A 20,260-nucleotide genomic window follows, 5' to 3' on the forward strand; every position below is an offset into this window, starting at 1 on the left:
AAAAACATAACTGTATGCCTTATTGCTTTATAAAGCGTTTAACACTTACACCTTGTTCGGTTTCTATTTTAACAACATATACTGAAGCTTTTAAATTAGCCGTATGTAATGTTATTGTCTGTTTTGAACTGTTAACCAATTCCGTTAAAACCAATCGTCCGTTAATATCAAAAACTTGAATGCTAGTTATAGCCAAATTGGCGGCATTGTTTACATTTAAGTTAGCATTGGTTGGATTTGGATGTAACTGCATTTTAGTGTCTAAAAAAGGACTGGTTGCACCTAATGTACTGCAGTAATCGTTTACGTCGGTTACGGTTACAACAGCAGCTAACGAGCTACTATTACCAGCACTATCTGTGGCAGTTAAGGTAACTGTATTCTCGCCTAAATCGTTGCAAGTAAACGTTGTTTGGTTTAAACTGAATGTTAATTCTGGCCTTGGTGTATAATTTTTACCGGTAGCAATGCCGAATACGCCGCCAAAATCGCCACTTACCACAATTTCAGGATCTCCTGAACCATCAGCATTGGCTTTTAAAATGTAATCGAAACCACTGTAATAATCAATACTTGAAATTGAGTAATACACGTTATTACTGGCAGGATCAAAGTCTATTCCATACGCTAACCCAGGAACATCGGTACTGGTATGTAAAATATAAGGTGTTTCAGTGCCGTCCGCCAAGGCCGTGTAGATAGCGTTTTGGGCCTGCTCAATCCAGAATAAACGCCCATTAGCTACATCCATGGTCAAAAATAATGCTGACGTACCTGGTATAAAATTAACATCTAAACCTGTACCATCCGCATTAATTTTACCAATACTATTTGATGTTGTAAAGTAGATAACTTGGTTAACGGAATCTAGCGTTAAACCAATTACGGTATCACCTGTATAAAAAGGCGTAATTGTAGCGCTGCCAATAGTTTGTTTATAGAGTCCCGATGCACGCGAAGTATAAACAGTTTGTGTGGCATAATCTATTTCAAAATCGTAGGTTTCATCTTCGGCACCTTCGCCCACAAGTGTTGTCATAGGTGCGGTACCTGCCAATGGTGCTTGCATTACAAAGTTATTAAGTCCGCCACCACCTGCAACATATAAATTACCTGTAGCATCGTTAACCTCCAAGCCACCGTAATTACCAAAATAATTATAAGCACCGTAAAACTCGCTGCCCACAACAGACCAGTCTACAAATATTTCTTGTGGTGCGTTATCTTCTCCTTCTGTATAACGCCATACTTTATTAGCACTAGCTCCAGCTGAAAAATAAATGGGTTTACTTGCTCCTGCACTACTAGAGCAGTTGTCCATTGAATCAAAATTTACATCTTGCGGGGTAATTGTTGCTACACCCTCGGCATTTAAATCGACTGTTATATTTTGAGTAACTACCAGAGGGCTCTCCAAATCGCCGCCAACAGCTATGTTAAATGCAGCCTGTACTGTAGCATTAGCCTCATCTTCTGCGGTAACGATAATGTTAACAATACCAGAGGCGTTAGTTTCTGGTGTTACAACAAGCACTATAGAACCCCCCTCATTAACAATTTGCAAATTGGCATCGGTTACTATTGCTTGGTTGTTAGAATTTGCTGTAACCATTAAATTCTCCGAAGCTGTTTCTGCATCGGTACATACAATATTTACGCGGTAGGAACTTTGAGGTGTGCAAAAATTAATATCTGCTATAGGTTGTAAAACAGGTTCTTGGTTTATATACATAAAACCACTTGCCGAGTCACTTCCACCATAATTAGTTACCGTAATATCTCCAGATAAACCTACGCCAACAACTACTGTTATTTGTGTTGGCGAATCTACGGTAAAACTCTCCACGGGTACACCACCTAAGGTAACGGCTGTGGTGCCATTAAAATTCTGACCAGTTATAACCACCGTTTCTCCTGCCGTGGCTTCCATAGGTGAAAAGTTGGTTATACTTGGTGGCAAAGCTTCGGAATAACGAAGTAAATTGTTATAATGCAGTGCTAAACCCTGTGTAGCGCTTGTAAATGCAACTTTACGAAATGAAGCCGATTCTGGTGAGGTACTGGTGTTTTCAGTAGTCCAAGTTACACCTCCATCGGTAGTACTTCTTATGGTACGATCATTCCCAACTACCCAACCTGTATTGGCGTCGGTAAAAACTATATCATTTAATCGGGCGTTGTTATTATTTGTTTCGGCATTAAGGCTTGTCCAAGTAGCTCCGGCATCTGTAGATTTTTTTATAACGCCATCGTCTCCACAAACATAAGCTGTATTAGCATCTACAAAATGTACCGCCCTATGTGTTGTAAACGGATTGCCAACCGACTGGTCTGTCCAGGTTATACCGCCATCGGTAGTTTTTAAAATATAGTTTAAGCTACCTACCACATAACCCACTGTTTCCGATGTAAAATAAATATCATTAAAAATACCTCCTCTAGGTAACACGCCTGTCCAGGTAAGACCACCATCGGTAGTGCGGTACACATAATTATAACCAGTAGCCCAACCTTTCGTTTCCGATATAAAATATACAGCCAATAACGATTCAGATCCTGCGGTTGAGCCCACTTGAACGGTTGTCCAAGTATTCCCGCCATCGTTTGTATAGAAGCTATTCAAATTGCCAACAGCCCAACCCTTAGATTCGGAAATGAAAAAAATATCTAAAGCACGAACACCTGTGGCTTGTTCGGTCCAGGTGGTTCCGCCGTTTATAGTTTTAAGAATAACACCGTCATTTCTACCAATCCACCCTATATTATCATTAAGGAAGAACATAGAAATATGTGTGTCTCCGGTATTAACTCCAGTAAGATTTGGAACTGTTTCCCAGTTTTGAGATTGTACAATTGTGCTACATAGAAAGCCCAAAAGCACGAAGAGTTTTGCTGAAAGCTTGATAGCTTTCTGTTGTGTAGTTTTTAACGTCATAAAATAGGTTTTTAATAAATTTGGGGCACAAAAATAGAAAAAAAACCATAATTCTTATGTTTTTTTAAAAAAAACACAAATAACCAGCAAGCAATGTAAGACTTAACCTACAAATACTATTTCAAATAGTACCCTAATTGCTAGTTGTTATTTTAAACCACTTAATACAAGAACTGGCAAGGTACTACTTTGAAAATCTTTTTTTAGAATGGTATTTTTCTCCCAAAGTTTTGAGAAAAAACCACGTTTGCGCCTTACCACACACAACATATCTGGGTTATTTTCTTTGTAATGCTCTAAAACACCTTGAAAAGTGGTGGCATTTTCGGTTTTAGTGGTATTGGTAATTAATTTGGCCAACTCTGGGTTAACATCAAAATCGCCGTCGTTATAAAACGGTGTTTTTACCAAAAGTAAATTGACAATGGAACGAAACTGATTTTTAATGGCTATTAAAGGTACTAGAGCGTCTTCTTTTTTAATAACAGCTGATTTTAATGCCATTAAAATATATACAATTGGCTTAAACGTAAGACCCTCCGGAACTATTAAAGCAGGAATATTAGTTTGTTTTATAATTTTACCCGATGTTTTTCCTAAAAACACCTCATCCCTAACCGAATTGGTTCGCGGCTCAATCATAATTAAATCGATATCCAAAGAATGGCAAACCAACTCCAAGGTATCTACTAATTTTCCTTTAAAAGATTTAATAATAATCTCGACACCTTTGGTATCCACTTTGGCAACATGAGCTTTTAAAAACTCATAACTTTCGCGGGCTAAAATGTGGTCTACCTTTATCATGGTGCCCGCTTTAGAGTACACATCGTAAATTTGAACAACATAAATTTTGGCTCCAAATGCCCGGGCAAAATCTACAGCATATTGTAAATGGCTAACCGCATTTGCAGACGATCCTACGGGTACTAAAATATGCTTCATAAAGGTGTGTTTAGTTTTTAATTTAGATGTAAATTTAGACAAAAATACATATTAATAATGATTCGGAATGCAGAGTTTTCAGAAATTGAAAACATTCTAAATATCACCCAAGCATGCGCTAGAAACTTGATTTCTAAAAACATACACCAATGGCATGCTAACTATCCCAATAAAACAATTATAGAACAAGATATTACATCCCATAATTTGTATGTTTTGGAGCTTAATGGCAGGCTAATAGGTTGTGTCACGCTGTCCAGTAAGTTGGATGCGGTATATAAAACGGTGTCCTGGCTAACCCCTAATTACAACAACTTATACGTACACAGGTTGGCCGTACATCCCGATTTTCAGGGACAAGGTTGGGCACAAAAGCTCATGAATTTTGCCGAAAATTATGCCCAAAAGCACCAATTTACGTCAATAAGGCTAGATACTTTTTCAAAAAACATTAAAAACCAAAAGTTTTACGAACTTCGCGGCTACAAGAAATTAGGATCTATTTTTTTTCCAAAACAAAGTGAACACCCCTTTTATTGTTACGAATTTGTACTGTGAGCACCAATATTAGTTTAAAACATATTAATAAATTAGCCATCCCTGCATTAATAGCTGGCATTGCAGAACCTATTTTATCCATTACAGATACCGCTATTGTTGGCAATATTTCGGAAAATGCTACAGAGTCTTTAGCTGCTGTTGGTATTGTAGGTACGTTTATTTCCATGCTTATTTGGGTGTTGGGACAAACCCGAAGTGCCATTTCATCTATTGTTTCGCAATACGTAGGTGCTAATAAGCTAGAGCGGGTAACAAATTTACCTGCGCAAGCCATTTTTATTACCACCGCTATTAGTTTATTTATAATTTTAGGCACATATCCTTTTGCCGACAGCATTTTTAAGTTGTACAACGCATCTAATTTAATTTTAAATTACAGCGTAGAATACTACCAAATACGTGTGTTTGGCTTTCCATTTACCTTATTTACCTTTGCCATTTTTGGTACATTTAGAGGTCTTCAAAACACATATTACCCCATGGTTATTGCCATAATTGGCGCTAGCGTTAATGTCCTTTTAGATGTTGTTTTGGTATACGGTATAACAGGTTACATTCCTGCCATGAATATAAAAGGTGCTGCCTATGCTAGTGTTATAGCGCAAATACTTATGGCTTTTATTGCAGCGTACTATTTACTAACAAAAACACATATTCCGTTGCGTTTTAGCTTTCCGTTTAATCCGGAAATTAAGCGCTTTATTGGTATGATTTTAAACCTGTTTGTTAGAACCCTAGCCCTGAATGTTACCCTGTATTTTGCCAGTTCGTTTTCTACCAGTTATGGAAAAGCCCAAATTGCAGCTTATACAATTGCTATTAACTTATGGTTTTTAGGTGCTTTTATAATTGACGGCTATGCCAGTGCTGGCAATATTTTGTCGGGTAAGTTGCTGGGTGCTAAAGCCTATAAAAAACTTGTTATTTTAAGTAAAAAACTTGTAAAGTATGGTGTTTTATTAGGTTTGGCAATGGCTGCTGTTGGTGCTTTAGGTTATAAATACATTGGCTTTATTTTTACACAAGAAACGGCTGTATTAAACGAATTTCAAAACGTTTTTTGGCTAATTTTAGCCATGCAACCTCTTTGTGCCGTTGCGTTTATTTTTGATGGCATGTTTAAAGGTATGGGAAAAATGAAAACCCTTCGAAACGTGTTACTTTTTGCTACTTTCGTCGTTTTTATACCGGTGGTTTTTATTCTGGACCATTTACAATACCAACTTCTAGGAATTTTTATAGCCATAACGGTATGGATTATTGCGCGTGGCCTGCCGCTAATTATAAAATTTAGACAAGAATTTTTGCCACTATCAGAAAAACAGTAACTTTGATTTTTAATGCAATATAACATGAGCCTAATTAGTGCTATTTTACAACAAGTAAATATTGAAGAAAAAGTAAAAAATGCGCCCGATAGCGCCTATGAAATTGGCGTGTTTATAGGTTCGTTTTTACCCTTTTTAATTCTGGTTATTATTGCTTACGCCTTATACAGATACAATAAGAATAATCAAAATACCGACTAGTATGGCTGGAAATATGCTTTTTTTAGTATTAGCTATTGTGCTAATTATAATATATGTGTACAACCGCAACAAACGCCGCTAATTAGTGCGTTTTAAGCCAACCTGTAATACTTAAACGCTCGGTTTTTACAGGTTTTACCTCATGCTCTAATAGCTGACTTTCAAAAATAACAACACGCCCCGGAAATGGATAAATAATTTTTTCAGTTTCGGTGTGTTGCTCATTAAAATACAACACCAGTTCACCGCCATTTTCGGGTAACCAACCTGCCTCATTTAAATAGCATACAAACGATAATTTACGCCTGTCGTCATTCTGAAAGGTATCTAAATGCCGTTTGTAAAAAGTTCCTTCAGGATACAACGCGTAATGAAACTCCTTATGTGCAATACCCAAAAAACAGGTTTTGTTTAAATAGGCAACCAAACTGTTTATTTTAGCAAAAAAAGCGGCCTCTAGCGGGTCAGCTCGCGTTTCGTCTATCCATAAAATAACATCGCCTCTAACAGATTTTTCAATTACCTCGTTTAATCTGTTACCAATTGCTGCTTTTTTAAACACATTCGCTTCATGCTTTTCTAGTAAAGATTGGCGTAACTCCATCACCTCTTGAGGCGTGAAAAAATTTTCAACAATACTGTATTTCTGTAATAAAATATCGTTAATAATGCGCTCGTACTGCGGATTTTCAACAAACGGAATATCTTCAAACAACTGATTCATAATTACCTAATAAATAAAAAGTGCGCAAAAGTAGTCTAAAAATAGATTGCTTTTACAAAACAACTATCTTTGTGCCGAAAACAACTATTATGGGACATATTCGAATTACAAAACAATTCTCGTTCGAGACTGGACATGCCTTATATGGCTACGATGGTAAATGCAAAAATGTGCACGGCCACAGCTATAAATTATCGGTTACGGTTATTGGCAAACCTATTGCCGATCCAGACCATGTAAAATTTGGAATGGTGATAGATTTTGGCGATTTAAAAAAAATTGTTAAAACCCAAATTGTTGATGTGTTTGACCATGCCACGGTATTTAACAAAAACACACCACATATAGAGCTAGCAAAAGAACTTCAAAACAGAGACCATAATGTACTCTTAGTAGATTACCAGCCCACTAGTGAAATGATGGTGATAGACTTTGCAGAAAAAATTAAAAAACACCTACCACACCATATTTCGTTGCACTCCTTAAAACTTCAGGAAACCGAAACAAGTTTTGCCGAATGGTATGCTAGCGATAACGAATAGTTACAAAGAAAAGGAATTACTTAAATGAAACATACCATGCGATGTAAATTTAAGTTTGTAAATTGAAAAACTTTAAGATTCCTGCCTCCGCGGGAATAGATTATATGTATCATATGAACATTCCTGAAGGTAAAAAAATATACTTTGCATCCGATAACCACTTGGGTGCACCCACGGCAGAAGCTTCCCGACCGCGCGAACAGAAATTCGTGGCGTGGTTGGACACTATAAAAAGCGATGCCGCGGCTATTTTTTTATTGGGCGATTTATTCGATTTTTGGTTTGAATACAAAACCGTTGTGCCAAAAGGTTTTACCAGAACATTAGGAAAACTTGCCGAAATAAGCGATTCTGGTATTCCTATTTACTTTTTTGTTGGCAACCACGATTTGTGGATGAATGGCTATTTTGAAGAAGAACTGGGCATTCCCGTTTACCACAAACCACAGGAATTTACCTTTAACAATAAAACGTTTTTAATTGGCCATGGCGATGGTTTAGGCCCGGGCGATACCGGTTATAAACGCATGAAAAAACTGTTTACCAATCCGTTTAGCAAATGGCTGTTTAGGTGGCTACACCCCGATATTGGTGTTAAATTAGCGCAATACATGTCTGTTAAAAACAAACTTATTTCGGGCGATGAAGATGCCAAATTTTTAGGTGAAGCTAACGAATGGCTGGTACAATATTGCAAGCGAAAACTGGAAACCAAACATACCGATTTCTTTGTTTTCGGGCACCGCCACTTACCTTTGGAAATAAACCTTAACAAACATTCGAAATATATAAATCTGGGCGATTGGATTCATTATTACACCTACGGTGTTTTTGATGGCAATCACTTAATAGTGAAAAAATACCCCGAACATTAGGCTGCTTTTTCGTGCGCTTCCAAATCCTTGGTTAAATCTAATTTTCTAAACGATGGGGACACAATTCCTGTGGTAAGGGCCGTAATTATTGTCATTGTACCACCAAATACCACCGCGGTAACAGTTCCCATTAATTTAGCAGTAACCCCACTTTCAAAAGCACCAAGCTCGTTGGATGAGCCTACAAACATAGAATTTACCGACGCCACACGACCACGCATATGATCGGGTGTTTTAATTTGCAAAATGGTTTGTCTGATAACCATAGAAACACCATCGGTAACACCACTAAAAAACAGCGCTAACACCGAAATCCAGAATACAGAGGAAAGCCCGAAGACAATAATACAAACCCCAAAACCAAATACGGCTGCCAATAATTTCATACCCGCATTTTTGCTAATAGGAATGTAAGCGGTAATTAACATGGTTAAAAAAGCCCCAACCGCAGGTGCTGCACGCAACACCCCAAACCCCTCGGAACCAACCTTTAAAATGTCTTGAGCAAAAATAGGCAGCAAGGCTATAGCGCCACCAAATAAAACCGCAATCATATCCAAGGTTAAAGCACCTAAAATGGCTTTGGTTTTAAATACAAAACTCAATCCTTCCTTTAAGCTTTGCATAACAGGTTCCCCTATTTTAGGATTTAAAATTGGTTTCTTCTTAATTTGTGTTAGCGTAATTAATGCAAAAATAACAAGTCCGAACACAAAGCAAAGCGACCAATGCACACCAATAACACTAATTAAAACACCAGCCGTTGCAGGCCCTAAAACAGAAGCCATTTGCCAGGTAGAACTGCTCCATGTCGCTGCATTTGGATATATTTTTTTTGGAACAATTAAGGCAACCAATGAAAAGATAGTGGGACCAAAAAATGCCCGCAAAAACCCGCCAAAAAACACCAAAGCATAAATAGCATATAAAATGGTGTTGGTAGACCAATTAGCTACAATTTTTGGCCAAGTTAGTAAAAACAAGCCCAAACTAATTAAGGAAAATAAGGCTAAACAAACAGCCAACAAATTGCGTTTTTCACGTTGGTCCACAATATGACCCGCAAATAAAGCCATAGTAAGCGCAGGAATAATTTCCATTAAGCCAATAATACCAAGCGATAACGGATCTTTAGTTATACTGTACACCTGCCATTCAATAATAATAAATTGCATAGACCATGCAAATACTAAAGCGAAACGAAGTGTTAAAAAAATATTGAATTCTTTAATACGCAAGGCTGCGTATGGATCTTTTTTTGCCATAGTTACACGTTCATAGTTGGTACAAATACCATTACTATTTTGCAAAAGTATTGAAAACTAAAATAACAGTATTAGAACCGTTAATTATTTTAGAAGTTTAAATTCTACCCGACGGTTTAATGCCCGATTTTCTTCCGAAGTATTATCAACAATAGGTTTTGAACTACCATAACCAAACCATTGAATTCTGGAAGCTTCCAAACCACTTTTTATTAAATAATCTGAAACTACTTTTGCTCGTTTTTCAGATAGTTTTTTATTATGTAATTCCATTCCTACAGGATCTGTATGCCCATAAATTTCAACGTTAAGATGATTTCCTTTTAAATGGAGATAAAGTTTATCTAATTCTTCAACCGATTCCTCCAATAAATTAGCCTTATCAAATTCGAAAAGGACATTTTTAAAAGTATATAGTGTATTCGTTTCATAGGTGTTTTTTATTAATTCAATTGAAATAGCATCAATATAATAATAGGTAAACGGATATTTAAATTCAGGTTTTTCTTGGTTGATAGCTGTCTCTTGGTTCGCTTTAAAATTTCCTATTGTAAAAAACTGTTCGTAACCTGTTGCTTGATAAGTAAAAGTAACCTGCATCCATTCCTTTGTATCATTATAAAAAGGAATTAACGTATCTTTTTGAATTAGGTTGTTTTGGATTTTCAATGCTTCTGGATTAATAAATTTCTTTGAAAGGTTACCAAACTTTTGATTACTTCCCTCCGGACTATTTAAAATTGATGCACTTTTGGTTGAAGCACCAATGCGTTCGTCAGTAAATAAAACAGCCATGTTTTTAATTGAAAACGATGATTTTTCGGCTAAACTGATATAAAATTGAATTGTGTAGGTTTCATTTGCCTGTAGTTTCTCCTTCAATTCGCCTTGAATATATTCGCGGTAATCATCTTCAGCATAGCAGTACATTCCAGCATACGCATCACCTAAAAATGGTGTTTGCTCACCATTATAATTTTGGTTTGTTTCATTTGTATTACCACAGGCTCTAAAAAAATCTGTAGAACCATGATTTGGGCAAGACCAATAATTTACATTACTATTGAACATGCCTAATTTCCAAGGACATTTTTCAAAATCTTCAAAACTTGGATTTTTTACTAAATTTTGAGACACTGCTAATTGAAAAGTTAGTAGTAATAAAAAGAATAAAAATTTAGTCATATCAAATGAACGAAAATAAGCAAGTAATATTATTTAATATCCCGTAATTTCAATTGCAAGGACACCTGATTATTCCAGTGATTTTCGTCTATAGAGTAGACAGCAGAAAAGGGTTTTTTATGGCTAATTAAGTCCAATTTATCGCCTAAACCAAAGCCTATACATACCAATTTTCGGGTGCGTTCTGGATTGGTAACTGTAACCCGTAAATGGTTTTCGTCCGCGCCTACACACTTACCATAGCCGGTGTCTTGAAGATTAGCTGTCATAAAAATAGGCGACATATTACCAGGACCAAAGGGCGCAAATTGTTTTAAAATACGGTAAAATTTTGGTGTCACATCCGTTAATTCTATTTGTGCATCAATTTTAAGTTCGGGTGTTAGCAGGGTTTTATCTATTGTTTTTGAAACCACATCCTCAAAAGCCTGTTTAAACGCCTCGTAATTTTCGGATTTTATTGTTAAGCCTGCTGCGTATTTATGACCTCCAAATTGTTCAATATGATCTGCACAGGCTTCCAAAGCATTGTACACATCAAAACCACTTACGGAACGTGCTGATGCTGCCAACCTATCACCACTTTTGGTAAACACCAAAGTTGGCCTGTAGTAGGTTTCTATTAACCGAGACGCTACAATACCAATAACACCTTTGTGCCAGGCTTCGTGATATACAACGGTTGTAAAACCGTCCTGTTCCTTGTTGGTTTCTATTTGCTGTAACGCCTCAAGCGTAATTTGTTTATCGGTTTCTTTTCTATCGGCATTAAAAAACTCGATTTCTTCGGCATAGGTTTTTGCCAATTCCGGATTGGTTTCCGTTAATAACGTCACCGCATAATTGCCATGTTTCATGCGTCCAGCGGCATTAATGCGCGGCGCCACAATAAACACCACATCTGTAATGGTTAAATGCTCCTTTTTTACTTCAGCAATAATAGCTTGAATACCTGGCCTGGGATTGCTATTTATAACATCCAAACCTAATGAAGCGAGTGCGCGATTTTCGCCGGTTATAGGTACAATATCCGCGCCAATGGCCGTTGCTACTAAATCCAGGTATTCGGTTAAATCAGAAGCTGTTTGACCCTGTTTGGATGCCAAAGCTTGAATAAGTTTAAACCCAACACCGCAGCCACATAATTCCTTATATGGATACGCACAATCGTCTCGTTTAGGGTCTAAAATAGCAACAGCTTTTGGTAATTCTGCTCCTGGTCTGTGATGATCACAAATTACAAAATCGATGCCTTTTTTGTTGGCATAAGCCACTTTATCAATAGCTTTTACGCCACAATCTAAAGCAATTATTAGCGAAAACCCATTGTCTTCTGCAAAATCGATACCTTTAAAAGATACACCATACCCTTCATCATAGCGATCCGGGATATAGGTAGCAACAAATTCGGTTCGGGTTTTTAAATAGGAACTCATTAAGGCTACAGATGTGGTGCCATCCACATCATAATCGCCATAAACCATAATATTTTCGCCAGTTTCTATTGCTTTTTCAATTCGCGAAACCGCTACATCCATATCTTTCATTAAAAATGGATTGTGTAAATCTTTTAAACTTGGCCTGAAAAATGTTTTGGCAGCATCATAGGTTTCAATACCACGTTGCAATAATAATGATGCAACAAGGGGTTCCACCTTAAGTGCTTTTTGCAAAGCAGCTACTTTTTTAGATTCCGGTTTTGGTTTAATGGTCCAGCGCATGGCTTTTTTTTATTATAGTTTTACCGATTAGATTATCATCATTAAAAAACAGTATCAAAGAAGATTCTTCGCTTTCTGCCTAACGGCAGACAGGTGCTCTGAAAGGCAAAAGGAAAACTACTTATCATGATAATGAATACACGTTTTTACAGTGGCGAGTTTTCGAAACATTTCCATAACGCCACAGTATTTTTCGATGGATAAATCGGCTGCCTTTTTTAATTTTACCTCTTAAAAGTTAAAAACCTAAAGGTATAAATTTTCGTTTATATCTTTAGGTTTTATGCAAGTAAGAGATTATGGGTTGAAATAAAACAACCTTACTCAATGATTATTTTATCTGTAAATAACTGATTGTTATAAGATAGAGAAATGACATATAATCCCGAAGAAAGACCAGACACATCAACTTCTTGATTGGTTGCAAAAGGTTTAAGCATGGTGGTAAGCACCTCTTGACCTAACATGTTATACATTTTAAAGGAAATTTGATGGGATTGCATATTGCTAGTTGCGCTAATTTGTAAAACGGTATTTGCTGGGTTGGGATATATGGAAAAAGGAGAAAACACTTCTTCTGGCACACTTAAATTACTTGGTGAAAATTTATTGATATACCCTTGCGTTCCAACTAACAATTCACTTCCTAGTGTATCTATATTTTCCGCACTAGACGTTCTTCCAAGTATATAAAAAGCATCCTGAAAAGGAAAGACCCAAGGAATGGTTTCGTTTTCTTCACCACCAAAAAAAGTACCCCATTCGCGTTCGCCTTCGGTAGAGAACTTCATAATAAAGGCATCCTTCTGTCCGTACAAGGTATTTCCATAAAGCGTTTCCATAAAAGCACCTTCAGTGGCAATATCCACATACATACTTGTTTGCCCTGTAAAATACACACCATCTTTTGCAGAGAAGACCGATTTTATTCTACTAACATTGCTAACACTACTTCCACAACTAATCGTAGTGTTTTCATAAGCTTCTTCTACCCAATCCAGTGTATAGGTAGCCCAATCTATCTCTCCAGAATAGTTTATTTTTGCCAAGAACCCATCGCCACAACCATTTGTTTCTTTGTAAGCCCCTGGCGTAGCCAAACCGGAAGTGTCGCCACCAGTACTACCTGCAGACAACCCTGCTATATACAGCCCCGTATTATCTAGTGCCAAAGTGGACATCCCGACGAATTCTACTCCGGAGCTTCCCACAATGCGACTCCACAGCCGTGTGCTCCCATCAAATGAAAAGCGCGATACATAAACATCGTTAGAATTAGCATAGGAAAACTCATAGGTATCAAAGGAATCAAAATAGGTATTGGGCACATAGGGAGAAGTAGGATAATCAATTCTGGCACCAACCACATATACACCTTTATAATCTGCAGCTATTGCTTTAATTTTAGAACTGTTTATCCCATAATAACTGGTCCACTCACGGTTTCCAGAAGACGAAAAAGCGCTTATGTAGCTTGAGTTACCAAGCATATCAGGTTGAAAAGCACCCGGGGTAGCTATATTATCGCTACTAGAACAATGAGTACAATCTCCTGAAAACATAAAAATAGTATTGGTCTCATTGTTTATGGCTACGCCTGCTGTAATATATTGCGGGTTCACAAAATCTTGATGAAAGTTATATGGTTCTTGATCATCAGGGCGGGTACTAGCATTATAAAAATGCGTACCCCAAAGTTGGCTACCATCGGCAGCAAACTTGGCTATAAAGGCACCACCACCTCTATCGGTAGGTTGCTCTTGAAAGGCGCCGGGTGTTGCAATGCCTGTAGCAGAATAGGTAATACCTACTACTACAACATGATCATTGCTGTCTATAGCAATGCCTTCAATAACATCAAAATCTTCACCTCCAAAATAGGTTGCCCACAAATTGTCACCTTCGGGACTGTGCTTGATAATAAAGCCATCTCCCTGTCCGCCTCCGTAATTGGATTGGTGCGAAGCTGCAGTTGCAGGAAACACATCTGTATCTGTTACAAAACCTACGGAATAAATATTCCCTTCACTGTCCATAGCATGACCTCGGACATAAGCCGTATTTCCGGTATACGTACCCCATTCCCGTTCAAAAGGAAAGGTTTGGCACATTCCATTATAGAACATGCCAAACAAAAGTAAAAATGTGACGAGTGGTTTCATAATAAATTTGGGTTTAATTAAGTACTAATTATATGAAAAATAAAATTTCTTATGCCAAAATAAACTACTTATCATGATAATGAATACTCGTTTTTACAGTTGCGAATTTTCGAAACATTTCCATAACACCACAGTATTTTTCGATGGATAAATCGACCGCCTTTTTAATTTTATTTTCATCTAAATTATCCCCATAAAAATGATATTCCACTGTAACCGTGTGGTAATATTTAGGATGTTCTTGGGTTAGTTCGCCATAGGTATCCATTCGGAAATCGGAGATTTGTACCTTCATTTTATCTAAAACAGACACCACATCCAATCCTGAACAACCAGCTAAAGCCGAAAGCATCATGGCTTTTGGTGAAAGCCCGGAACTATGCCCACCATTTTCATGGCTGGCATCCATTACAACCGTTTTCCCATTTGGGTTATCCGATTCAAATTGCATGTTTCCTTTCCAGTGTGTGGTTACTTTATTTGTAGTTCCCATAAGTACCTATTTTTAGTTTGTTAATTCGCGTCGTATATTTGCAGCTTTGTTTTTAATGGTTGTTTGTGCGCTGTTTACGGTTTCTTTCAAGCTATTTTCATCAGAAACCATATCGATGGTTGTTCCAATAGCTTTTACATACCAATCTTCCCACGCTTTAATAATTTCCATTTGTTCAGCTAATTTATCTCCTTTCTTAAGGGCTATTCTTCCTTGTTTCAATTCTTCATTCAATCTGGAAATAGCTGCTTTTTCTGTCGCTTCTATTATCATTTTAGCAGTTGTGGTATTGGCATTTAACAGCGTATAAGCCGATAATAAAGATGCTGTTCCAACATTTTTAAGCGTTTCTTTAGATACTTTATCCAAGCGGTCGTTATCCGTATGATAAAACTGATCGGTAAAATGCCAAAATAAGACACTTGGAATATTACTTCGTAAAAAAGGTACGTGGTCGCTTCCGCCTTCAAACGGGTTGGTGTTTACCTCCCAATTGGCACGTTTAGCTTGTGCTTGAAACTGCCCAATAACAAAGTCGTTTAAATAATGTGGTGTCATTTGATCTAAACTCATTTTGTTGCCGCCCCATTCCGAATGTTTATCATTACCACGTGTCCAGATAGCACTAGGATCTGGCATTTTTTCAATTAAAAACGAGCCGCCTGTAATGGCTGTATTTTCGCCAACCATATCCAAACTAATGCCCCATTTTATATTTTCTGCACGTGTTTTATCTTCTTGAACATAACGCCCTGTACTTACTATTTCGTCGCCCCAAAGAAAGGTAAGTGTTCTGGCAGGGTTCCAGATGTTTTCATTTAATAATTTTGCCGAAAGTGCGGCCATTTCTAGTGCCACGCCAACACCTGTTGCATTATCATTAGCACCTGGCTCTTGTACATGGGCACTAAAAACCAATCGCTCGTTGGGCATTTTATTTCCTTTAATATCGGCAACAATAGTAAGCTCCTCCGATTCGTAAATGTTGGTATCTATCTGCACATTTAGGGTAACTGGTCCTTTTAAAAGCGCCTTTTTTAAACGCTCTTTAGCCTGATAGGATAAGGCAACAGCCCAAGCTTGTTGTTTGGCATTTAAAGGAATAGAGCGAAACTGAATAGAGGTTATATTTTTTTGAGGTTGTAAATAAGATGGATTGTCGTAAGTTATTAAACCAATAGCGCCTCCTTTAACAATGGCGTCATTAAATATGCGCGACGGACTTGTTTCTGCAAAGACTATTTTACCTTTTAGATCTAGTTTTTTTAATTCGCGAACATCTTTTACATAAACTACCGAAGCTGTTACGCCTTCTTTTGGTGTGCTATACGAGTTTATAGCCACCATATTCCTGTTAGTTTTAAACTCTAAAAGTGGTGCCTCTTTATTACTGAAGGATACACGGGCATTAACAGGTTCCCATGTGGGTGCTTTAAGTTCGCGTTTTTCAATGCGGTAGGTAAGGCGGCTGTTTGGTGCTGCTTTTTCTTCTGGAACAAAACCAGCGTTTTCTAACTGATTGGCTATAAAGTAGATGCTCTCATTAAAACCGGTATTACCAACAACACGCCAGTATTTTTCGACAAATGCGGTGGTTTCGTAAGATAATTCGCCTGTGAAATTATCTATAACAGTTTGCTCTAAATGGTCCTTGGTAACTCGCTTTTTTATAGCTTGGCCATGAAACAGGTTTGTAAAAGCCATACTAGCAATAAGAAGCAAAATATAATTTTTAATCATGATACCAGATTTTAGTGTTACTAAATATATAGTTTTTTATTTATAGGCGGCAGGAGGTTTTTGTGAAAAATAAACAACTAAAGCCCAGGTTATAAACACCCAAACCTGTTAATTATGATAACTACCTTTAAATTAACACCAAGTTGCTACCTGTTAATTATGTCTGTATAGCCCTCCATTTTATTGTTTGCAAACTAGCGGTTACTTTTTACCGCCAACCACTATTACAATTTCGCCTTTTGGTGGTTTGTTGGTGTAATGTTCAAGAACTGCTTTAGCAGTTCCACGAATAGTTTCTTCAAATCGTTTGGAAAGTTCTCGAGAAACAGAAACAGCCCGATCCTCGCCAAAATATTCACAAAAATGAGTGAGTGTTTTAATTAATTTATGGGGACTCTCATAAAAAATAATCGTGCGGGTTTCTTCAGCAAGCAGTAGTAATCGGGTTTGGCGTCCTTTTTTTACCGGTAAAAAGCCTTCAAAAACAAATTTATCGTTTGGCATCCCACTATTTACCAAGGCAGGAACGAATGCGGTTGCACCTGGCAGGCAATCCACTTCAATACCACTTTCAATACAAGCTCTGGTTAAAAGAAAACCGGGGTCGGAAATGGCAGGTGTTCCTGCATCGCTAATTAAAGCCATGGTTACACCACTTTTTAATTTAGTAATTAAACCATCAAGTGTTTTGTGCTCATTATGCATGTGGTGCGATTGCATGGGCGTTTGAATACTGTAATGGTTTAGCAATTTACCGGATGTCCGGGTATCTTCGGCAAGAATTAAATCGACTGTTTTTAAAACCTCAACGGCTCTAAAAGTCATATCTTGAAGGTTTCCAATAGGCGTGGGAACAATATAAAGTTTCATAACATACAAAGGTTTCAACTAAAATAAAGCACCATTATTAAGTAGGTGCTTTATTTTAGTTGCAAAGGTATTTTGCATTAAATAGGCAACATTTAGGAACCGGCTTTTTTAGTTAAATTTTCGCGCAATAAGTTCCATAAAACGCGCTTCAAAATCGGTTTTTCCGTCCCAGTTATTGTAATCTGGTTTTACAATATTAAGAATTAAATGTTCTGCTTCCTCCAAAGAGTCCAATGTATTTACTTGCGATATTACCCGATTGTAATCGTCTGCAGCACCATTAAACAAGTGTTTTATAAACGCAATTTTATCGTTTAGGCCAATAACCAAACCTTTATTAAGTTTATCGTTTAAGGTTTTTTTCTCGGTTGCATCGGTTTTTTTAACCGGTTCAAAAATCGGTTCTGCATCAAAGCCAGCTGTAATATCGTCCAGATGTGTTTTATGCACCTTTGTTTTCGAGCTTACCACGGTTTCTATTAGTGTATCCATGGCTTGGGTTTCTTGAGGCATTTGCGCTACCATGTCTTTAATTTTCTCGATAGCAGGCTCCATAATTTCTTCTTGGTCCGAATCGTCTACATTAATATAGGTTTTATTTTCAAACTCAATGGTATCGCTAACCTTATTATTAAAAGCCACATCAAGCATGTCAAAAAACGAAGAATCGTTACCAATGGTTGGAATATCTTCATCAAAATTTTCTCTTGCAAATTTCAAAACCGTTAGTTTTTCATAAAGTTTAGCCACTTCGGCATGCATTTTATTAATGTCATCTTTTCCTTTTAACTTCAGTATGCTGTGAGCAATACTCATTAATTCAGCTTCTAATTTCTTCTTCATAACTTTTTACCTTTAAGCCTATTTATGCTTTTAATTTTTAATAAATTTACGCCACCTTTATACAAAACGAGCAATCTGTTTGTTTTAGTGTTAAAATTACAAAATGTTTCTCGAAAATACAGTAAATCATAAAGAACAATTTGGCTGGATAGAAGTTATCTGCGGATCCATGTTTTCTGGTAAAACGGAAGAATTAATACGTAGGCTTAAGCGTGCACAGTTTGCAAAACAACGCGTAGAAATTTTTAAACCTACCGTAGATACCCGTTATAACGAAGAGATGGTGGTGTCGCACGATGCGAATGAAATTAGATCCACGCCCGTTCCTGCCGCCGCCAACATTCCTATTTTGGCAGATGGTTGCGATGTGGTTGGCATAGACGAGGCCCAATTTTTCGACAACGAAATTGTAAGTGTTTGCAACGCTTTAGCTAATAAAGGTATTCGGGTTATTGTTGCCGGACTGGACATGGATTTTAAGGGGAATCCATTTGGACCCATGCCCTATTTAATGGCAACTGCAGAATACGTTACAAAAGTACATGCAATATGTACAAAAACAGGAAATTTAGCCCAGTACAGTTACCGAAAGTCGCCAAGCGACGATTTAGTGTTACTTGGCGAAGTTGAAGAATACGAACCCTTAAGCCGGGCAGCCTACTTTAAGTGTATGCAACGCGATAGAGCACGACATGCTGCCTTAAAAAATACCGAAACACCAGACAATAACACCAAAGACACCCATGGAACAAGTGCATGAAACCGTTCTTGAAATAGACCTAAAGGCCTTAAAGCACAATTTCCAATATTTAAAAACACGGGTACAGCCCAACACCAAAGTTTTAGCAGTTGTAAAAGCCTTTGCTTATGGTAATGATGCCGCTGAAATAGCCCGCTATTTAGAAAACCTAGAGGTAGATTATTTTGCCGTAGCCTATACCCAAGAAGGTGTGGCCTTGCGCGATGCTGGCATAAAAACCCCTATTTTGGTACTACATCCACAATCGGCCAATTTTAAAACACTTATTGCCCGTTGTTTAGAACCTAGTTTGTACAGCCATTTTGTGTTACGCGAATTTATAGCCGTTGCCGAAGCTGAAAAACAACACCACTACCCCGTTCATATTAAATTTAACACAGGCTTAAATCGTTTAGGTTTTGACCCTCAAGACGTTGCTAGCGTTGTAACAAGTTTAAAAAAGACCGAAAGTGTAATAGCTAAATCTATTTTTTCGCATTTGGCTGCAAGCGAAGACTTACGCGAAAAATTATTTACCAACAACCAAATTAAAACCTTTACAAGTATTTCTGAAACCTTTACAGCTGCCATTGGCTACAAACCAATGCTGCATTTGTGTAATACCTCTGGTATTTTAAATTACCCAGAAGCTCATTTTGATATGGTTCGTTCGGGTATTGGTTTATATGGCTTTGGCAATTCGGAAAAAGAGGATGTTCATTTTAAACCCATAGCGAGTTTAAAAACAATTATTTCTCAAATTCATACCATACCTAAAGGTGCTAGTGTTGGTTATAATCGTGCTTTTATAGCTTCAAAAAAAACAACAACCGCCACCATTCCTATTGGTCATGCAGACGGTATTGGAAGGCAATACGGCAATGGCAAGGCTTGCGTATTTGTAAACAATAAACCCGCGCCCATAATTGGAAACGTGTGTATGGACATGATTATGATTGATATTACAGGTATTTCCTGCCAAGAAGGCGACGAAGTTATTGTATTCAACCAAGCACATACGGCTCATAGTTTTGCACAAGGCGTAAATAGCATTTCCTACGAAATTATAACGGCTATTTCCCAACGTGTAAAACGTGTTTTTCTAAAATAATAGCGTGCTTTTGTATCATT

The 20,260-nt window shown here is 37.4% G+C and carries 18 protein-coding genes and 1 pseudogene; 7 read left to right on the forward strand and 12 right to left on the reverse strand.

Annotated features, from left to right (window positions below):
- Positions 1-19 precede the first annotated feature (19 nt).
- Positions 20-2,935: a YCF48-related protein gene (locus tag ACFSQP_RS06370; protein ID WP_376892575.1), complete on the reverse strand. Its 2,916-nt coding sequence runs from the start codon at positions 2,933-2,935 to the stop codon at positions 20-22.
- 147 nt (positions 2,936-3,082) lie between these two features.
- Entirely contained in the window at positions 3,083-3,880 is a 798-nt protein-coding gene (locus ACFSQP_RS06375) for a universal stress protein (protein ID WP_376892576.1), read from the reverse strand.
- A gap of 57 nt (positions 3,881-3,937) precedes the next feature.
- On the opposite strand from ACFSQP_RS06375, the gene ACFSQP_RS06380 reads away from it, so the two are divergent.
- The 3 genes from ACFSQP_RS06380 to ACFSQP_RS06390 are packed head-to-tail and all read left to right on the forward strand — an operon-like array spanning position 3,938 to position 5,970.
- Entirely contained in the window at positions 3,938-4,438 is a 501-nt protein-coding gene (locus tag ACFSQP_RS06380) for a GNAT family N-acetyltransferase (protein ID WP_376892577.1), read from the forward strand.
- Positions 4,435-5,769: an MATE family efflux transporter gene (locus ACFSQP_RS06385; RefSeq protein ID WP_376892578.1), complete on the forward strand. Its 1,335-nt coding sequence runs from the start codon at positions 4,435-4,437 to the stop codon at positions 5,767-5,769. The genes ACFSQP_RS06380 and ACFSQP_RS06385 overlap by 4 nt, the downstream gene beginning before the upstream one ends.
- A gap of 24 nt (positions 5,770-5,793) precedes the next feature.
- Positions 5,794-5,970: a hypothetical protein gene (locus ACFSQP_RS06390; protein WP_376892579.1), complete on the forward strand. Its 177-nt coding sequence runs from the start codon at positions 5,794-5,796 to the stop codon at positions 5,968-5,970.
- Positions 5,971-6,052: 82 nt separating this feature from the next.
- Here ACFSQP_RS06390 and ACFSQP_RS06395 read toward each other — a convergent pair whose 3' ends face one another.
- On the reverse strand, positions 6,053-6,694 hold the full coding sequence (locus ACFSQP_RS06395) for a 2OG-Fe(II) oxygenase (RefSeq protein ID WP_376892580.1): 642 nt from the start codon (positions 6,692-6,694) through the stop codon (positions 6,053-6,055).
- A gap of 89 nt (positions 6,695-6,783) precedes the next feature.
- Here ACFSQP_RS06395 and ACFSQP_RS06400 point away from each other — a divergent pair, with 89 nt between their 5' ends.
- The gene (locus tag ACFSQP_RS06400) at positions 6,784-7,236 is read left to right on the forward strand and encodes a 6-pyruvoyl trahydropterin synthase family protein (protein WP_376892581.1); all 453 of its coding nucleotides are present in this window, start codon (positions 6,784-6,786) and stop codon (positions 7,234-7,236) included.
- A gap of 113 nt (positions 7,237-7,349) precedes the next feature.
- The gene (locus ACFSQP_RS06405) at positions 7,350-8,111 is read left to right on the forward strand and encodes a UDP-2,3-diacylglucosamine diphosphatase (protein WP_376893198.1); all 762 of its coding nucleotides are present in this window, start codon (positions 7,350-7,352) and stop codon (positions 8,109-8,111) included.
- Here ACFSQP_RS06405 and ACFSQP_RS06410 read toward each other — a convergent pair.
- The 9 genes and pseudogenes from ACFSQP_RS06410 to ACFSQP_RS06450 form a co-directional block, all read right to left on the reverse strand.
- Entirely contained in the window at positions 8,108-9,376 is a 1,269-nt protein-coding gene (locus ACFSQP_RS06410) for an MFS transporter (protein ID WP_376892582.1), read from the reverse strand. The genes ACFSQP_RS06405 and ACFSQP_RS06410 overlap by 4 nt on opposite strands.
- Positions 9,377-9,460: 84 nt before the next feature.
- Positions 9,461-10,561: an OmpA family protein gene (locus ACFSQP_RS06415; RefSeq protein WP_376892583.1), complete on the reverse strand. Its 1,101-nt coding sequence runs from the start codon at positions 10,559-10,561 to the stop codon at positions 9,461-9,463.
- A 29-nt stretch (positions 10,562-10,590) separates the two neighbouring features.
- Positions 10,591-12,282, reverse strand: coding sequence for a single-stranded-DNA-specific exonuclease RecJ (gene recJ, locus ACFSQP_RS06420; RefSeq protein ID WP_376892584.1), 1,692 nt, complete (start codon positions 12,280-12,282; stop codon positions 10,591-10,593).
- A 117-nt stretch (positions 12,283-12,399) separates the two neighbouring features.
- Positions 12,400-12,513 (reverse strand): annotated as a pseudogene (locus ACFSQP_RS06425) (OsmC family protein); the annotation flags it as partial.
- A gap of 89 nt (positions 12,514-12,602) precedes the next feature.
- Entirely contained in the window at positions 12,603-14,444 is a 1,842-nt protein-coding gene (locus tag ACFSQP_RS06430; RefSeq protein ID WP_376892585.1) for a T9SS type A sorting domain-containing protein, read from the reverse strand.
- A 64-nt stretch (positions 14,445-14,508) separates the two neighbouring features.
- Positions 14,509-14,937: an OsmC family protein gene (locus tag ACFSQP_RS06435; RefSeq protein ID WP_376892586.1), complete on the reverse strand. Its 429-nt coding sequence runs from the start codon at positions 14,935-14,937 to the stop codon at positions 14,509-14,511.
- A gap of 12 nt (positions 14,938-14,949) precedes the next feature.
- Complete coding sequence (locus ACFSQP_RS06440; protein WP_376892587.1) at positions 14,950-16,677, reverse strand: M28 family peptidase; 1,728 nt, start codon at positions 16,675-16,677, stop codon at positions 14,950-14,952.
- 201 nt (positions 16,678-16,878) lie between these two features.
- Positions 16,879-17,547: a 16S rRNA (cytidine(1402)-2'-O)-methyltransferase gene (gene rsmI, locus ACFSQP_RS06445; RefSeq protein ID WP_376892588.1), complete on the reverse strand. Its 669-nt coding sequence runs from the start codon at positions 17,545-17,547 to the stop codon at positions 16,879-16,881.
- A 108-nt stretch (positions 17,548-17,655) separates the two neighbouring features.
- Positions 17,656-18,390, reverse strand: coding sequence for a hypothetical protein (locus ACFSQP_RS06450; RefSeq protein WP_376892589.1), 735 nt, complete (start codon positions 18,388-18,390; stop codon positions 17,656-17,658).
- 103 nt (positions 18,391-18,493) lie between these two features.
- On the opposite strand from ACFSQP_RS06450, the gene ACFSQP_RS06455 reads away from it, so the two are divergent.
- Both ACFSQP_RS06455 and alr read left to right on the forward strand, forming a co-directional pair.
- Positions 18,494-19,150, forward strand: a complete 657-nt coding sequence (locus ACFSQP_RS06455) for a thymidine kinase (protein ID WP_376892590.1) — start codon at positions 18,494-18,496, stop codon at positions 19,148-19,150.
- On the forward strand, positions 19,134-20,240 hold the full coding sequence (alr, locus tag ACFSQP_RS06460; protein ID WP_376892591.1) for an alanine racemase: 1,107 nt from the start codon (positions 19,134-19,136) through the stop codon (positions 20,238-20,240). The genes ACFSQP_RS06455 and alr overlap by 17 nt, the downstream gene beginning before the upstream one ends.
- Positions 20,241-20,260 lie beyond the last annotated feature (20 nt).

This window comes from Bizionia sediminis (assembly GCF_042684585.1).
In the GTDB taxonomy this organism is placed as follows: domain Bacteria; phylum Bacteroidota; class Bacteroidia; order Flavobacteriales; family Flavobacteriaceae; genus Algorimicrobium; species Algorimicrobium sediminis.

Coding starts and splice junctions, on each gene's coding strand:
- ACFSQP_RS06455 (WP_376892590.1), top strand. CDS start 18,494: ATGTTTCTCGAAAATACAGTAAATCATAAAGAACAATTTGGCTGGATA.
- ACFSQP_RS06405 (WP_376893198.1), top strand. CDS start 7,350: ATGAACATTCCTGAAGGTAAAAAAATATACTTTGCATCCGATAACCAC.
- rsmI (WP_376892588.1), bottom strand. CDS start 17,547: ATGAAACTTTATATTGTTCCCACGCCTATTGGAAACCTTCAAGATATG.
- ACFSQP_RS06375 (WP_376892576.1), bottom strand. CDS start 3,880: ATGAAGCATATTTTAGTACCCGTAGGATCGTCTGCAAATGCGGTTAGC.
- ACFSQP_RS06440 (WP_376892587.1), bottom strand. CDS start 16,677: ATGATTAAAAATTATATTTTGCTTCTTATTGCTAGTATGGCTTTTACA.
- ACFSQP_RS06395 (WP_376892580.1), bottom strand. CDS start 6,694: ATGAATCAGTTGTTTGAAGATATTCCGTTTGTTGAAAATCCGCAGTAC.
- ACFSQP_RS06415 (WP_376892583.1), bottom strand. CDS start 10,561: ATGACTAAATTTTTATTCTTTTTATTACTACTAACTTTTCAATTAGCA.
- recJ (WP_376892584.1), bottom strand. CDS start 12,282: ATGCGCTGGACCATTAAACCAAAACCGGAATCTAAAAAAGTAGCTGCT.
- alr (WP_376892591.1), top strand. CDS start 19,134: ATGGAACAAGTGCATGAAACCGTTCTTGAAATAGACCTAAAGGCCTTA.
- ACFSQP_RS06390 (WP_376892579.1), top strand. CDS start 5,794: ATGAGCCTAATTAGTGCTATTTTACAACAAGTAAATATTGAAGAAAAA.
- ACFSQP_RS06430 (WP_376892585.1), bottom strand. CDS start 14,444: ATGAAACCACTCGTCACATTTTTACTTTTGTTTGGCATGTTCTATAAT.
- ACFSQP_RS06380 (WP_376892577.1), top strand. CDS start 3,938: ATGATTCGGAATGCAGAGTTTTCAGAAATTGAAAACATTCTAAATATC.
- ACFSQP_RS06370 (WP_376892575.1), bottom strand. CDS start 2,935: ATGACGTTAAAAACTACACAACAGAAAGCTATCAAGCTTTCAGCAAAA.
- ACFSQP_RS06435 (WP_376892586.1), bottom strand. CDS start 14,937: ATGGGAACTACAAATAAAGTAACCACACACTGGAAAGGAAACATGCAA.
- ACFSQP_RS06410 (WP_376892582.1), bottom strand. CDS start 9,376: ATGGCAAAAAAAGATCCATACGCAGCCTTGCGTATTAAAGAATTCAAT.
- ACFSQP_RS06400 (WP_376892581.1), top strand. CDS start 6,784: ATGGGACATATTCGAATTACAAAACAATTCTCGTTCGAGACTGGACAT.
- ACFSQP_RS06450 (WP_376892589.1), bottom strand. CDS start 18,390: ATGAAGAAGAAATTAGAAGCTGAATTAATGAGTATTGCTCACAGCATA.